Raw genomic sequence first — 16,433 nt, forward strand, 5'->3', positions numbered from 1 at the left:
GAATTTTGGTGTAGTTTAAAGTGGCATACCGCTTATGTCAATTGTATCGCTAATAGTATAGGTCGGAGCATTTTGCAAACTCATTTTTATTTCTCTTTCTTCTGTTTCGTCTTGGAATAGAGTGTATTTTTTATTATATTTTATTTTAATTGTGCGGGTTTCACCATTTCTATTTTTTGCGAGAATAATTTCAGCCTCTTCTATTGCTGGTGCCTTGTAAATTTCTTCTTGTATAGCTTCACCTTGTTTTTGTTTGCGTTTAGCTTCTTGTTTTGATTCTCTTTCTTTATATACTTCATCACGATATAGAAAAAGTATCATATCAGCATCTTGTTCAATTGAGCCACTTTCGCGAAGGTCTGACAAAATTGGTCTTTTATCGTCTCTTGCTTCAAGTGTGCGATTAAGTTGCGAAAGTGCAACAATGGGTATATTTAATTCGCGTGCAAGGTTTTTTAACCCACGACTAATTTCTGCAATAATCTCATGTCGTGCATTTATACCTTTATTGGTAACACCACTCATGAGTTGTAAATAATCAATCATAACGATACTTACACTATCATCTTTTGTCTTAAGTTTGCGAAGTTTTGATCGAAGCCCTGCAAGTGTAAGGTCTGGATTGTCATCAATATAAAGCGATTTAGAGCATAATTCATCAGCACATTGTGTCAATTTCTCCAATCCGTTATCATCTAAATCTCCTGAACGCAAAATTTGCAATGGAATAAGACTTCTTGCCGCAAACATTCTTAACATAAGTTGTTCAGCTGGCATTTCAAGGCTAAAAAGTGCAACGCCCCTATCTCCACTTAGAATCTTGAGTGCCATACTTAAAGCCAATGCAGTTTTTCCCATTGATGGTCTTGCTCCTACAATAATAAGTTCTCCGGGATTAAAACCTGTTGTTGCATTGTTGAGTTCTTTAAATCCCGTATCAATGCCTTTTAGTGCACCCTCCTTTGCTTTATTTTCTTTTATGAAGTGTAGGGTGGATAATACAATTTCTTTTGCATCCCTAAAATCACTTTGATAATCCTGTAAACTAAGAGAATAAATTTTTTTTTCTACAAGCTCTAATGTCTCTTTTGCACTTGATCCATGTTTTAGGCTTTCATCTCGGATAAAGCTTGCTAGTGAAAATAATGCACGGTTAATCGCAGCATTTTTTATTTGTTTTATATAAAAATCAATGTTTGCAATCGGAGATTCTGCTGCAATGATTGCAATATCATCAAGACTTACTTGCATGTGCTTGCCCATTTCCATACATAGACTTTCAACGGTAATTGGTATATTTGTTTTTATCATCGTTTCACATGCACGAAACATGCAAGCATGTAGAGGCAGGATAAAATCACTATGTGTAAGAACATTGCACGCTTCATCGAATTTATCTGGGCTAAAAAGAATAGCCGATAAGACTACACGTTCAATTTGAATTATTACATTTTCCATAATTTTTCCCTTTTATTGATTCATTTAATATTGCAAACTTGGAGATTCTCTGTTTGTGTTGTGTTTAAGAGATATTTTTAGAATAGAGGATCTCAAGAAGAATGTTTGAAGTCATATTAAGAAATGTTACAACGATAAAAATTTTGTGTGATTGTAAGCCATTTATGGGATTATTTTCCTAGTTTTGCCTTTAGATTTTTATAATTGTCGCAACCATTGTATAAGCCAGATTCACATGCCAAACTATACATCTCAAGTGCTTGTCCAGCATTTTGGGTAATCCCTTTCCCTTCTTCATAAAGAACTCCCAAATTGTTACAACTACTCGCAACACCTCCAATACAGGCTGTATTGAAGTATTGTGCCGCTAACCCATAATTGCGTGGTGCTCCTTCAGCTCCTTGTGCATAAATCCAACCAAGATTTGCACATCCAACAACATCTCCCGCATTACATGCAACAAAATTCAAATCAACAGGATTCATATCCGCAGTATTAATTCCATATACATTTCCTGCATTATTGAGTAGTCCTAGATTATAACAACCAAGTTGACTACCGGCATCACAAGCAAAACGATAGTATTGCAGGGCTTTATTTAAATCTTTTGGGACACCAGATCCATTTGCATACGCCCAACCAACATTATTGCATGCATCAACATCACCACCTGCACAACCAGTCATATACATTTCTGCCGCTTTTTGTTTATTATTCCCCATATTTGGGGCCTCATCATAAATCATGCCAAGATTTGCACATGCAGTAGGATCACCACCTGCACAACCTTTTTGATAATATTTTATTGCTTTCTGTGTATCGCTTTGCACTCCCGCCCCATACATAAACATGACACCAACACCAAAGCATCCCGCAGGATTACCCTGATCGCATGCTGTGTTAAACATACTGAGAGCTTGTTTATAGTCTCCTTTTCTCGCAGCCTCAACACCAGCATTAAGCGTTGCTCCAGAGCTTTTTGGGTCGGCAAGTGCATTTTCCGTCGGACTATTATCAGAACGCGGGAAATTGTAACTCGGAGGAATTACATTAACATTTGTCGGTGCATACGGCATAGGAGGTATCCTAGGTGCATAGCTGATGGCTACATCTTGTGGTGGCATTGGTGCTATTTGAATTTGTGATCTTCTATCATCATACCATTGGTTATAATCTGGCATTTGATTCTGATTTGGATGGTTTGCTCCTTGATTGTTGGGTGGTGGATTATATGCTGGTGGTTCATAACCTTGATTATAATTAGGTGCAACCTGTGGTCTAGGCTGATAATATCCACCTCCATAATAATACCGCTCATAATTTCGTGGATCATATGGATCGTAATATCTTTCATAATTTCGTGGATCATATGGATCATAGCGATAGGGTTGATATGGCACATAATAACTAGGTGGGACATTTTGATAATATCCACCACGATTCGGAACATAATAACGCGGATCTCTTACATCATATCCACCATTTGATGGGACATTGGTTATAGGACCCCTAGCGATATTTCCAGCACCCTGTTGATTACTATTTTGACTTGCTTTTCCTTGAGGGCTTCCTTGATTTGTAGCAGTATCTTCATCTTCAGCCGCATGGAGTCCAAGCGACAATCCAAGAATGAGTATTGCAAATATCCTTTTTTTCATACTTATGTTCCTTGATAAAATTTCTATAAAAATCAAGCAAAATACATGCCAAATAATTCTTATGTATTATACAATGTTTTCAGCATTTCTATACCGACAATATTTTCCATAGAATTATCTTGGGTTACGGTATTGATTGATTTAAAATTAGTTGCCCGTTCCGGGTGTGGCATAAGGGCAAAAATATTTTTTTCTTGGTTGCATATTCCTGCAATTTTATCTATACTACCATTTATATCATTTTTATATTTTAATAAAATTTGATTGTTTGTATAGAGTGACTCTAAACCTTTCTTATCTATTTGATAGTTGCCTTCAGCATGTGCTATTGGAATCTTAATATGTTGATTATATGTATAGTTTTGTAGCATGACATTATCGGTGTTGATAATCTCGAGCGATGTATTTTTGGCAATAAATTTTAGATTTTTGTTTCTCATTAATACACCTGGTAGTAATTTTGTTTCACAAAGTATTTGAAATCCATTGCAAATACCAAGCACACGACCACCATTTTGTGCATATTTTTTCAGTGCTCCCATACTCTTTGATTGTGCTGCGATAGCCCCACAACGCAAATAGTCTCCATAGCTGAAGCCACCAGCAATAATAGCTAATTTCGTGGATTCTGGCAATGTTGTTTGTGTATGCCATATAAATTGTGTTGTATAGCCCAATTTTTGATAAATATATGCTATATCTTCATGGCAGTTTGTGCCGGGAAAATAGAGTATTGAGACCATATATTACCTTTTTTTATGTACTTTCTTTGCACGAGAGATTGTGGTATACGAGGCTTTATCTGATTGTGTTTTTTCATTTATCAATGTGCTTTTAGAATCTTGATGCAATGAATTAGACACTTGAGATTTTATGTGAATTGTATAATCTTGAATAATTGGATTTGCTAAAAAATCCTCACAAATTTTGTTAAGCACCTTTAAAGCATGATCTTTCGAATCAGATTCTAAAGTAAGGTAAAATTTTTTATTCATTGTGACGTCCAAAACTGCAAAATCATGCCCCCGTAATGCATGCAAAATTGCTTTAGACTCAGGATTTAATACACCATTTCTTGTGCAAACTTCAATCTCTGCTTGATATAACATTGTTGTCCTTAACTATTTGCTTTACGCAATTATAGAATCTTTTTCTCAAAATATCGTTTATAAATTTAAAAAACTTAACCAAACATTGTTGGGTTTTTAATATAAAATTGAAATTTGAAATATATTCTAAAAAATGAATGGTTTTTTGTCGATATTTTGATTATTACCAAAAATTTTATTTTGGAGATTCAATAAAGTCTAGATTCTATAAGGAGGCTATGATGGAAACACAAGGAAGTGCAATGTCATCATCATTGCAAAACCAACTCATGACACTAATCAATGCTTCGGGTTCTGGGGAGACACAGGCTCGATTGGCTGTACAATCTCAAGCTGCTGAAAATAGAGAAAATAATAAACAAGAACAACAATTAAATGATAGACAGATGCACGAGGAAATGATTGCATTGTCCCGGAAACTCCAAGCAGAAATGGAAAAAGCAAGCACAAATATCCAATTTTCTTATAATGATGAGATTAAGGCATTGGTTGTAACAGTGCGTGAAGCAACGGGGCAACGGGTTATTCGTGAGATTCCATCTCAAGAAGCAATAGAACTTATGCGTAAAATGCGAGATGTGGTTGGTAATATCTTAGATGAACATGTATAATAACAAATTCTTAGAGGGTTTAATCGAAAATTAACCAAATGTCAAAAGAGATATTCGCAATATAAAGAAATAATGGTATTTTATTGTCAATTCTCATTTGTATTTGGTATGATTGCTGGTGTTCTTGTTGGCTGAACTCCGAAATTCTTAGTTGGCAAAAATATCCCTTAAGTATAAACCCAGGAAAAACTATAAATTAGGGATTAAGTGGATAAATATTTTTTTATTGATATTTATTATTTTATGCTATTATTCTCAGCCTACTTACTTAAAATTCAAGGAGTTTTTATGCGTTTGATATTGGCTATTTTCATTCCATGGTTTGTGTTTTTTACTATCGGTAAGCCATTTCAAGGAATATTTTGTTTGATTTTGCAGCTTACATTGATAGGTTGGGTCCCTGCTGCTATATGGGCAGTGTATGCTTTATCTAATTACAAAACCGACAAAAAGATTGAAGAAGCTTTACGAAATAGTCAAAATTAAAAATATTGAGAACATATAGTCTTTATGGTGCTATAAAAGACAAGACTTGATAAATTTCTAGATGAAGAGATGTTGATTGTCAAGATATTTTACTAAATATAAAATTAATCTTATTTTGTATTATATTACATAAATATTTTTTCTTTCATTTTTCATTTTTTTTCTTTGTGTTTTCATCAAAAATAAATACAGGCAGACTTAGTTTGTAATGAATGGCAACCATGCGGAATCCAAAGCCAAAAATAAGCGTAATAATTACGGAAATATCATTTGGCAGGGGCGTATAAAAGTAAAGGCAATAATATAATATACATGCAACAATAGATACGCTTGCATAAAGTTCTTTTTGAAAAACAAGAGGAATTTTATTGCATAAAATATCACGCACTATTCCTCCAGATATCCCAGTAATTACACCAGATATTACACAGATGATAAATCCAAATTCATGTTCAATATGTTCAATTGCCTTGTTTACTCCAATGATACTAAAAGCTATTAAGCCTAAGGCATCAAGCATTAAGAATAAACGATTAAGGCTCGCAAAAAAATATGGAATCTTCGTTGTAAGCATACTACAAAAACATAACATAATCACATACTCCGGGTGAGTTACCCAAGTCATTGGATGCATATCAAGTATAATATCGCGTATCGTTCCGCCACCAATGGCTGTTACTAATGCAATTAGCAACACTCCAAATAAATCCATGCGATAGCGACCAGCAGCAAGTGTGCCTGTGATTGCTTCTGACACGATGGCAACAATATAGAGTATTTGTAATATCATATTGTACCTTTTTTAATTTTTTTATAATTGCAGATTTTTAATATATTATACCTAAAATTATTTTTACTACGCAATACTTCTAAATATTTACTTTAATTGAATAAAAAATAACTCATGAAATGTGTTGTAAAGGTATTTTTGGAATCATATTTGCTTTTACAGCTGTAAAATATTGTATTGTAAAGGATTTCTATGCTACGCTCATTATGGTCAGGTGTAAGTGGGCTTCAAGCTCACCAAGTTGCATTAGATGTTGAGAGTAATAACATTGCCAATGTTAATACTGTTGGTTTTAAATACTCGAGAGCTTCTTTTGTAGATATGCTTTCGCAAGTTAAGCAAATAGCAACTTCCCCATATAAAAATGGACTTGGGGGACAAAATGATTTTTCTGTTGGTATGGGGGTAGGCATTAATGCCACAACCAAGGTTTTTTCACAAGGAAATACACAGAATACAGATGTAAAAACAGATTTGGCTATCGAGGGCGATGGGTTTTTTATCATTAGTCGCGATAGAGGTGAAACAAAAAACTATACAAGAGATGGTGAATTTTTGTTTGATGCAAAAGGTAATCTTGTAACAAATGGAGGTTATGTTGTGCAGGGTTGGAATAGACCACCACTTGATCAGGGTTCTGGTTCTATGATGACAGATAATGAGTTTTTCAAAGTTGATAATACAGGACCACTTGAAAGCATTCAAGTAGATCCTGGTATGGTTATGCCCGCTCGTCCAACAAGTAAGGTTACACTCCGTGCAAATCTTAGTGCGGGAAGACATGTTGATGATGTAGTAAATGTGTCGGCATTAGATTCTACAACTTATACTGCTGCTGATGGAGTGAATCCAAGATATGATTCTAAGGGAAATCTGACTCAAATGGCAGAAGATTTTGGAGCATTGTTTAATGCTGATGGCGACTCTTTTGCACTTAGCGAGAATCAAGGTTTTTGGATGAGCTATCGCACCGCCAAGCTTACTAACACCGTAGTAGCGACAAAAGAACCCAGTGTAGTATTTGTAAATGGAGAAAAAGTAAGTTTTACAAACGACTCTGGGTTATCAGGCACAAGCACACTCGCTGCAGCAGTCTCTGCTATTAATGCCGTTAGAGATAAAACAGGAATTGAAGCATATGTTGATAATGGGCAATTAAGACTTGAAAATCGTAATGAAATGGATGGCGATGTAAATACAAAAAATATTGTTATTACAAAAAGTGGAACAGGAGCGTTCGCAAACTTTGTAGAAGGCGATAAAGATATTACTGCTTTCCGTTATCGATATACAAAATCAAACGATCCAGATTCTACGACAGGGCAATTTAAAACAACAGAAGATTTGCGTGCATTAATGCAATATGATGCAAATATGATTAAAAATCCAGGTAAAGAATATAAAGATAGCACAGCTAGTGTAAGCGTAACTCTCAATCGTTATGGTATGTTTGAAATAGCGAATAAAGATGATGATGATGGTGTGGTGAATAATCTCCAAATTACTGCAAGTGCGTATGGGTCAGGACAAGTTACAACAAATATTCTCTTAAGAGATGCTATGCGTGCTTTAAATACTGCCTCATTGATTGAAGGTGGCTCAAGCACTGCAAGTGGTAAGCTTACCCATGCAAGACATGCAACAAGCATAGATTTGTTTGATAGCTTAGGCACTAAACATACCATTCGGTTTGAATTTACTAAGAGTGGTGGAAAAGAGTGGGTATTCCGTGCAATTGTTCCGGAACCAGCACAATTTATTGGTGGAAGCCCCGATAATCCAAATATTTTTGAAGGAGGAAGGGTTTCATTCAATAATGATGGTAGCTTGGGTGGAATGAATCCTCCTATGTTGCAATTTGATCCAAAAAATGGATCAGAATCTCCACAACGATTAGAGTTAAATTTTGGTAAAAATAAAACTTTTGATGGATTAACAAGTGTTGATAAACGTTCCGAAACCTATAATATTGCACAAAATGGTTATAATGCGGGTGATTTAATGGATGTGAGGTTTGATTCTAATGGTGCGTTATTGGGTGCATTTAGTAATGGAAAAACTCTTGCACTTGCTCAAGTTGGATTGGCGAACTTCGCTAATAGTGCGGGATTACAAGCAGAAGGGAACAATATTTTCTCTGAAACAGGAAATAGTGGTGAACCAATTGTTGGTGCTGCAAACACAGGACGAAGAGGCGGTGTAAGTGGCTCTAAGCTTGAGATGAGCAATGTGGATTTAAGTCGTGCTTTGACACAGCTTATTGTTGTGCAAAGAGGTTTCCAAGCAAACTCAAAAGCCATTACAACTTCAGATCAGATTCTCAACACTCTTTTGAGCTTGAAGCAGTAGTTTGATATAGTTTAATTAAAGGAGTAATGTATGGATATTATATTAGCAATGTTGGCAAGTAATGATGCACCAAAATTTGAAGAGAAAAAATGGGGAAAATTCCCATACAACATACAAAAAAACTTGGAAGTGAGTCAAAATATAAAAAATTTTGCACTTTATCGTTATCTTGTCAATAATTCCCTTCGTTATCCAAAGGAATGGATAGAAAATAAGGCTGGTGCAAGCGTTGTGGCAAGTGTGGCAATACATAGTCAAAACGCAATGTTACAAGATGTAAAGATTGTGAATAAAACACAGGGATTAACAGATGATGTGATTGTTAGCGAAGTCCAAAAAACATTGCAACGTGCAAGTCATGACTTCCCAAATACAGAATCTAGCATAGTATTACGTTTACCACTAGAATGGAAAAGCTGATAATATTTTATAAATAATTTTTGCAATATTTTTTGTGTAGATGTATAGATAAATTCTTCCGCCAGAGCTATATTATTATATTGAATGTAGTTCCATATAATAACAAGTTTATACAATATTAATTTATTGTAACTTATTCTCGACAATTATCAAAATAGGTAATTATGTAGGCTTTACTGCAGAATCTATAAAGAATTTCTCAAAAACTCTAATCCCCAAAGATACTATAATAGAGACTCCATAGATATTAATACAAAATCTGGAGACTCAAAAGTCGCAAATAAAGATTCCAAGAAATTACATTCATTATACTGCCTCTTAGGATAAGAAAAATGAAATTATATAAATGCACTTACCAGTCAATAGAAAGGGAGGGGGTCAAATATCTCTTTGCTTCTAATACCAATGAAGCAGAAAAAAAATTACAAGCAAAAAATCTTTTGCCTGTAAGAGTGGAAGAAGTTAATATTTTTATGCGTTTAAATTACAGCAGAGATTATGAACTAATGAATATCTTTTGGCAACTTGGGTTTGGTTTTGGCTCGGGACTAAATATTCTCGTTATTTTAGAATCTATTAAATCGGGATTGCATTATAAAGAGAATATTACGCTTCTTGATTCTATGCTTGTCGCACTTAATGGAGGAGATCCAATCTCTAAAGCATTAAAGCAACATGCAAATCTTTGTGGAGATTTAATTGTTGCATTGTTTGAGATTGGGGAAAAAAGTGGGAAAATGCAAGAAATTTGTGAACTCTGCACAACAGAATTGCAACAAAAAAATGATTTCACTCATACTATGAGAAAAGCATTGATATATCCAAGTATTTTGGGATTCGCACTACTTTGTGTGTTTGTTATCATTGCTGTATTTGTGATTCCAGAATTTGCACAAATTTACATGGAGCTTGACGCAGAACTTCCTCTAAGCACACAGGGTATTCTTATAATAAGTAGCTTCATTAATAATTATTACATCGAAATCTTTATATCAATTTTCATGATAACTTTTGTTATAAAAATGCTATTTGCTAAAAAAGCAATTCAAGATAAAATAATCCTTCAAATACCAATTCTTAATCAAATTGTTTTAGACTATGAACTTTATCGTTATTTTTTAGGATTGCATTATTTTTTACAAAGCCGTGTTCCATTTGATAAGAGTGTGGTATATTGTAATAATTTTATGGGAAATATGTATATAAAAGATAAATTTTCAAGCGTATTCCATATTCTCCACAATGGATACCCATTGAGTTATGCTTTGCAAGAAATTAATCTTAATATCGCCAATCTTGCCCTACTTAAAAGTGGCGAAAAGAGTGGCTCACTTGATAAGGCTCTCTTTATCAATGCAGAATTTTATAAAAAACGTTATAAACAAACACTTCAAACTCTTAATATACTTGTAGAACCCATTGCTACAATTATTATGGGACTTTTTGTTTCATGGCTTGCTTTTAGCGTGGTAAGTCCCATGTGGAAATTGCTGGAAGTGGCAATATAGGTAGTGAAGAGATTGTTGTGTAAATAAAATATTTTATTATTAAAAAATTGAAAGCAATATTTAAAGTTACTGAGTCTAATTTTGAAACAACCTATCATTTGATAATACTTTGTATTTGTTCTATTAAACAAGAACTCTTTATTTTGTTGTAGAATCTTAGTTTTCTTGTATGTATATTGCTCTAAAGAAAATCCAAGACTTTGCATGAATATACTATCTTTTAGAATCTAACACACATTAACAAAAGATTCTAAAAGATATAGACATATTGAATGATAAAAATATGTCCATTAAAAGTAAGAGAGTGTCGAGGGCTATAAAAGAGATACAGAATCTTAATATGAGAATCAATCAAAATATTATTTATTTGTTTGCAGGGAAATAAGCTGAGGCAAAGAAAACAAGAACATTACTATAAGAAGTAATGTTGTTTTATCTATAAAGGATCTTTTGCTTATATCAATTAAAAAAACTTAGGGTTTTTATTAAATTTCTTTGAGCAGAATCCCTGTACTTTTAATTATTGATCATTTTTTCAATAAAAGTTTTATTGCTTATTTCTCTTTCAAGTTTCTTGTTAGTTTATATAAGCTTTTAATCTTATTGGTATGTTTTTATAACCAAAAAATGGAGGATTGTATAGATGTAGTTGAAGTTTTTTTAAAAAAGGGGTAAAAAAACTCTTGAAGTGATATAAGGGAATATTTTGTTGAGGTTGCATGTTAACTAGGAGAAGCATTGTGGCTTATAAATTAAAATCTTGCTCATTATTCTGTGATTTTTCGTTCCAAATATCCTTCTTGGACAAGCAATTCTGTGATTCTTGCAAAGACTGGTGCGGCAGTTTGTGCTGCATAATAGTCCTCATTTGCCTGTGATCCATAAGTAACAACACCAATAGTATATGTTCTTTTTTTATCACTTGCATAGCCAAAGAACGATCCATTATAAATTGTTTCACCATTATTTCTTTCTCTTGCCGTGCCTGTTTTCCCACCAATAACTAACCCCGCTACATCAGCCCTTTTTGCTGTTCCTTCTTTCACAACGCGATGTAATAATCGTTTCATATAATCCGCACTTTCTTTGCTTATGATTTGTTGTGGTTGTTCAAGGTTAGGGTAAAATATTTTTTCGTTTGGCGAAATAAGATTTTTCGTTACATGAGGAGTTACAAGAAAACCTCCATTATTAAATACGGCATAACTTCGCAAAAGTTGCATAAAAGTCATACGCAAACCATAGCCATAACTAGTGGTGCCTTTTTCTACTTCACGATTAAGAATCGAAACCTTTGGTAAAAGCCCGGTTGCTTCGTTTGCAATATCTATACCAGTGTTTTCACCAACCCCAAATGTTTTAAAAAGATCTCTCATCTGTGATCCTTGTAGTTTCCGTGTGAGTTTCGTCATACCTATATTACTTGATTTAATGAGAATCTGTTCAGGTGTGGCATTTTTCATTGGAGAGGAATCTCGTATTGTAAAAGTTCTCAACTTATAGATTCCATCATGCAAATCAATAACCTCTTGAAAATTTATCATTTTGCGATTAACAAGATATGAGAACACAAGCGGTTTAATGGTGCTACCAGGCTCAAAGGATCGTTCTGTTGCCACAACACGCATTTTATTGGTTATGTTCTTATCTCTTTTTCCAATATTTGGATTAAACGAAGACGATGAAGCAAGTGCTAAAATCTCTCCTGTATTTGGATCCATTATACCCGCTATAATTTCTTGTGCTTTGTATTTTAAATTTGATTCTTCAAGAATTTTTTGAATTTTGGCTTGCAGGTTGAGAGGTATGGTAAGTTTAATATCAAAACCATTTTCTCTTTTGATGAGCTTGGAGTGTTTGTTTAAAATAATGTTACCACTTCTATCTGCCTGTCCAATTGTCTTACCGTCACGTTTTGCGGATAATATTCCATCGCGATATTTTTCAACACCAGATTGTGCTACAAATTTCATTTTATCATCATAGATGACACCATCAATCATGCGTTTGCCATAATTTGTAAAGCCTAATAGCGGTTGCATAAGATTATCAAAAGGATAATTGCGTTCCACTTGATTTACCCCAATGTCTAAACCACGATCAATTTTTGTGCTTGCTTTATCTCGAACATCGGGATTATAAGTAAAAATTGGCGTATAACATTCTTTTGATAAATCAATTTCTTTGTTTTTATATTCAACTAATGCCATATTCATTTTTTCAAGAGCTTCAGATTCGGTGATTTTATTATTTTGTATGTCTTCAAGAATTTGTAAAACATGTTTATCCCGCGTTGTTTGGCGTCCTTTCTCTGAAGTAATTTGTGCTCGTGCAATCATAGTTTTAAATTCCGAATCTTCCAAGTTCGTTTTATTTATATATGTGAAAACACATTTTTTATATACACCGAGTCGTGCTAATTTTTGGTTTAATAAAATGAGATTCGCAGCGTCAATCGCACTAACGCGTTCAGAGATTGCCACATTTCCCCCTCTTACAAATGCACTTTGTATATTTTGTTTGCTAAAATTTGCATAGAGGTGTAGGAGATTGAGAACAACTTCTCGTTTTTCTTCACGGATTGATGGAACATAGATTCCAATTTTATAAAGTTTTTTACTTGAAGCAAGCACATAATCATCACGACTTGTAATTTTTCCACGCAATGCAATATCCACATCAACTTTTTGAGACCATGGATAGTTTCGCGACTTTTTGTTGTATGGATCCATATTTGGTGGCTTTACAATAATTTTTGCATATACAGCAAGCATTAAAATAATAAAGCATATAGCAAAAATGGTTAATATAACAAAAAGTCGCCATGCTCGATTTTTTTTTGCCTCCTCACTTACCATTTCATTCTCTTCTTGGGTAACCTTTACTTGATGAATATTTTGTTGTTCACTATATAGTTGTCTTTTTTTGTTCTCTAGCCTAGAAAATGGTCTAATAATAAAGTTCTCATCTGTTCCTTCCGAATAGAATATTTTACCCTCATTGGCATTATCAAGCATAATGGAGTCAATAGAATTTAAGGTTTTAGAATCTTCTTTTATCGTCTGTTTTACATTATTGCGATTATCTGATGTTTTCAGACGAATATGTGATGATACATCATCGGCGAGATTATCATCTTTGTCATCTAAGTGAAAGAGGTATGGACCATTTGAGTTATTGAGGAGATTTTGAGATGTTTTATGCTGTGATTGCTTTTGGCTTTGTGTATTTATATACGAAGATTCTGTATGATTATATGAGTGGGTGTTGTTGAGTATGGACACAGAATCTTCGTGTTGACTTTTTTGTTCTGATCCATTATCTCCATTGGTATATTCTTGTGTTTGGTTGTATCGCGTAAAATCTTCTTGAAAGCTTTTTTTATTTCCTTGCATAAAATGACATTATCCAATAAACCCAAACACAAGTCTAATATTTTTCTTGGATTAGACTTGTGTCCTTAAGATTTCTTTATACGCACTAATTGCCTTGTTGCGTACTTCTAGCATGAGTTTCATGCTGGTCTCTGCTTTACCAATAGTAATGGCAGCTTGATGTAAATCTTTTACTTGTCCGCTTGCCATATCTGCTAAAGCTCTATCTGATACTTCTTGAGATGCATTAAGCTCTGCCAAAGATTGTTTCAGCAATGAAGAAAAATCGCCTTGTTTTCCCCTAACTTCACTATTTATATCTGTTAGAGAAATATCTGTAAGGCCAGGTGCTGAAATATGTGTAACTTGTGCCATATTATTTCTCCTTAATTAAACTATGCTTGGAACATGGTAATTGCATTGCTCGCCATATTCTTTGCACTTTGAAATGCAGCTACATTTGCTTGGTAAGCTCTTGTGGCTTCTACTAAATCGGCCATTTCGACAACAGGATTAACATTTGGGTATGCAACATACCCCTGAGCATTTGCATCCGGATGAGTTGGATCGTATTTCATCAAAGGTTTATTGTCATCTCTCACGATTTTGTCAATATATACCCCCATTATTGAAGGAACAGGCTTTTTACCATAATCACCCTCATCAATAGGATCTTTATACTCTATAAGGTTATTGTCTTTTGCAAGTTTTTTGTTTAACTCCTTATTAAAGTCAAATGCACGAAAGACAACTTCCTGTCGTCTATATGGACCACCTTCATCGGTTCTTGTTGTGTTTGCATTTGCGATATTTGCTGACACAACATTCACACGAACTCGTTGTGCTGATAAGCCATAACCGCTAATATCAAAAGTGCTTAAAAACATTTTGTATCCTTATGTAAATATTTTAAATATTGCTATTATAAGTTTTTACCAGAATCTAAAGCATAGGCAAAAATACCCTTGTGCTTTTTCAAAGCAGATGTAAGAGCTTGATACATAACCGAATTCTTACCCATTTCACTTGTTTCTACATCCAAATCTACGCTGTTTCCATCATTCCTAGCTAGATGTCCATCTCTAAAGAACAATGATCCTGTAAGCCTATCTGGTTGTAGTCCGGGTAAATGTTGTGGCAATACCTGTGCTAATTTTAATACTTTGCTTTTTGACTTACCATCGAAAACTTGAGCGGTTTTTTCAGCAAGCATATCTTCAAAATGAACATCTTTAGGGCGATAAGATGGTGTATCCACATTCGCCATATTACTTGCGATAATGTCCTGTCGCAAGGAACGATAATCTAAAGCACTATAAACAAGATTATAGGCTTTTGAGGTTTCAAACGAAGTTCCCAATGTCTTTGAAAGATTTTCCATAGTATTCTCCCTAATATCCATAGATTTTACATACAAAAGTTAAGCAAAATCGATTCCAAAGTCATGCTTACAATGAAAAACATTTTAATTATACATACATTTTGTAAATATAGCAACTTTTTATTGATATATAATGCCGAATTCTCAGATGGGCAATAATCCCACTTTTATTTGGGATATCTTTTAAAATTTCTTTCTTGTTTCAAGAAAGCTCGTGTTTGAATCAAAAAACATTTTGTTATGGTTGTGGATAATTTATGTATTGTGTTTGGTTGTTTGGAGGAAATGTATAATTTGTATAGAGTGAATTATGTTGTGGTCTCTCTTTGAGATATGTCTGCTCTTCGATATTTGCAATTAGCCCAAAAAGTGTACGCATAACTTCCAAATTATGCTGAAATATTTGTCCATTAATGGAAATATAGCTTATTGGACTATCAAATTCCCCGAGTTCAATTGTCATAATTGGCATTTGTGTTTGTGAAACTCTATAATAAATTATTGCATGAATATTCATTGGTGCATTAAAATTTCGTGGCATTAATCGCACTTCTTTAAGTGGGGTAAGGACACCCCAATATTGGTAGGGCTGCAATACAAAAAAGCTCAAACCAATATCATTGCGATAACAACCATCCAAGAGTTCTTCTTGTGTTGCATAAGAATACACAACAGTGCCTGTTATAGCACAAACTTCCATAAGCACGGGTGTATTTGGTAAAAATGGATTTGGAGTTTCTTTAAGATTTGGATTAGGATAATATTCCCACGCATCTGGTAATTCTACCCCATAAACTTGTGGCAATGGCGGTGGCTCAAACATCATTTGTGTCGAAAGTGTAAAGTCCGGGTTGTAGGGCTTTCCCGCATATAAAACATAAGGGAAAAATAAAGTAAAAAATAGGAGTATATATTTTGCTAACTGGTTTTGTGTAAGATGTGTTAATTGAGGATAAAATAGAATCTTTTTGCTTAAACTCCCCGAAGAGATTCTCTTATATAAAATCCCATATTTATTGTTTTTATAGAGTTGCTTCATCTTTAACCTCTTAGAATATAACTAGCATTCTTTACTTTGTAATTAGTCTTATTATGTTTAGAATAATAATCGGCGAAATTGATAAGAAGTTTAAATTCTTAATAAATTATTCTACAATATGAATTTGCGAATAAGAAACTTATCTTTTTGTTTTAAAAAGTCTTAAATGTGTGGTAAATAGAGAATCGTAGCATGATTAATAAATTTAGATAGCATATCGATATACAAACGAAAAATATTTCTATATGTA

The 16,433-nt window shown here is 33.8% G+C and carries 15 protein-coding genes; 5 read left to right on the forward strand and 10 right to left on the reverse strand.

Going from position 1 to position 16,433, the window contains the following annotated elements; all coding sequences use genetic code 11:
• Window positions 1-15: 15 nt before the first annotated feature.
• From dnaB to purS, 4 genes are all read right to left on the reverse strand, one after another.
• Window positions 16-1,458, reverse strand: coding sequence for a replicative DNA helicase (dnaB, locus tag CQA53_RS05985; RefSeq protein WP_115543114.1), 1,443 nt, complete (start codon window positions 1,456-1,458; stop codon window positions 16-18).
• Between the two features lie 170 nt (window positions 1,459-1,628).
• Window positions 1,629-3,116 (reverse strand): tetratricopeptide repeat protein, encoded by a 1,488-nt coding sequence (locus tag CQA53_RS05990; protein ID WP_115543115.1) that lies wholly within the window; start codon window positions 3,114-3,116, stop codon window positions 1,629-1,631.
• Window positions 3,117-3,175: 59 nt separating this feature from the next.
• Window positions 3,176-3,859: a phosphoribosylformylglycinamidine synthase subunit PurQ gene (gene purQ / locus CQA53_RS05995; RefSeq protein ID WP_115543116.1), complete on the reverse strand. Its 684-nt coding sequence runs from the start codon at window positions 3,857-3,859 to the stop codon at window positions 3,176-3,178.
• Between the two features lie 3 nt (window positions 3,860-3,862).
• The gene (purS, locus tag CQA53_RS06000; RefSeq protein WP_115543117.1) at window positions 3,863-4,225 is read right to left on the reverse strand and encodes a phosphoribosylformylglycinamidine synthase subunit PurS; all 363 of its coding nucleotides are present in this window, start codon (window positions 4,223-4,225) and stop codon (window positions 3,863-3,865) included.
• Between the two features lie 221 nt (window positions 4,226-4,446).
• Between purS and CQA53_RS06005 the strand changes: the two genes are divergently transcribed.
• Window positions 4,447-4,836: a flagellar protein FlaG gene (locus CQA53_RS06005; RefSeq protein ID WP_115543118.1), complete on the forward strand. Its 390-nt coding sequence runs from the start codon at window positions 4,447-4,449 to the stop codon at window positions 4,834-4,836.
• Between the two features lie 288 nt (window positions 4,837-5,124).
• Window positions 5,125-5,322 (forward strand): YqaE/Pmp3 family membrane protein, encoded by a 198-nt coding sequence (locus tag CQA53_RS06010; RefSeq protein WP_115543119.1) that lies wholly within the window; start codon window positions 5,125-5,127, stop codon window positions 5,320-5,322.
• A 145-nt stretch (window positions 5,323-5,467) separates the two neighbouring features.
• On the opposite strand, the gene CQA53_RS06015 is transcribed toward CQA53_RS06010, so the two are convergent.
• Window positions 5,468-6,112: a trimeric intracellular cation channel family protein gene (locus tag CQA53_RS06015; RefSeq protein ID WP_115543120.1), complete on the reverse strand. Its 645-nt coding sequence runs from the start codon at window positions 6,110-6,112 to the stop codon at window positions 5,468-5,470.
• A 192-nt stretch (window positions 6,113-6,304) separates the two neighbouring features.
• Here CQA53_RS06015 and flgE point away from each other — a divergent pair, with 192 nt between their 5' ends.
• From flgE to CQA53_RS06030, 3 genes are all read left to right on the forward strand, one after another.
• On the forward strand, window positions 6,305-8,461 hold the full coding sequence (gene flgE, locus CQA53_RS06020; protein WP_115543121.1) for a flagellar hook protein FlgE: 2,157 nt from the start codon (window positions 6,305-6,307) through the stop codon (window positions 8,459-8,461).
• A 30-nt stretch (window positions 8,462-8,491) separates the two neighbouring features.
• Complete coding sequence (locus tag CQA53_RS06025) at window positions 8,492-8,881, forward strand: hypothetical protein (RefSeq protein ID WP_115543122.1); 390 nt, start codon at window positions 8,492-8,494, stop codon at window positions 8,879-8,881.
• 332 nt (window positions 8,882-9,213) lie between these two features.
• A complete protein-coding gene (locus CQA53_RS06030) occupies window positions 9,214-10,389 on the forward strand; it encodes a type II secretion system F family protein (protein ID WP_115543123.1) in 1,176 nt (391 codons plus the stop codon).
• 767 nt (window positions 10,390-11,156) lie between these two features.
• On the opposite strand, the gene CQA53_RS06035 is transcribed toward CQA53_RS06030, so the two are convergent.
• The 5 genes from CQA53_RS06035 to CQA53_RS06055 all read right to left on the reverse strand — a co-directional run bounded on the left by CQA53_RS06035 (window position 11,157) and on the right by CQA53_RS06055 (window position 16,183).
• Entirely contained in the window at window positions 11,157-13,784 is a 2,628-nt protein-coding gene (locus CQA53_RS06035) for a peptidoglycan D,D-transpeptidase FtsI family protein (protein ID WP_245945730.1), read from the reverse strand.
• 51 nt (window positions 13,785-13,835) lie between these two features.
• Window positions 13,836-14,138 (reverse strand): flagellar hook-basal body complex protein FliE, encoded by a 303-nt coding sequence (fliE, locus tag CQA53_RS06040; RefSeq protein WP_115543124.1) that lies wholly within the window; start codon window positions 14,136-14,138, stop codon window positions 13,836-13,838.
• A gap of 20 nt (window positions 14,139-14,158) precedes the next feature.
• The gene (gene flgC, locus CQA53_RS06045) at window positions 14,159-14,650 is read right to left on the reverse strand and encodes a flagellar basal body rod protein FlgC (RefSeq protein ID WP_115543125.1); all 492 of its coding nucleotides are present in this window, start codon (window positions 14,648-14,650) and stop codon (window positions 14,159-14,161) included.
• A gap of 35 nt (window positions 14,651-14,685) precedes the next feature.
• Complete coding sequence (gene flgB / locus CQA53_RS06050) at window positions 14,686-15,144, reverse strand: flagellar basal body rod protein FlgB (protein WP_115543126.1); 459 nt, start codon at window positions 15,142-15,144, stop codon at window positions 14,686-14,688.
• A 238-nt stretch (window positions 15,145-15,382) separates the two neighbouring features.
• Window positions 15,383-16,183, reverse strand: coding sequence for a hypothetical protein (locus CQA53_RS06055; protein ID WP_115543127.1), 801 nt, complete (start codon window positions 16,181-16,183; stop codon window positions 15,383-15,385).
• Window positions 16,184-16,433: the final 250 nt, after the last annotated feature.

Source organism: Helicobacter didelphidarum (assembly GCF_003364195.1).
Lineage (GTDB): Bacteria > Campylobacterota > Campylobacteria > Campylobacterales > Helicobacteraceae > Helicobacter_A > Helicobacter_A didelphidarum.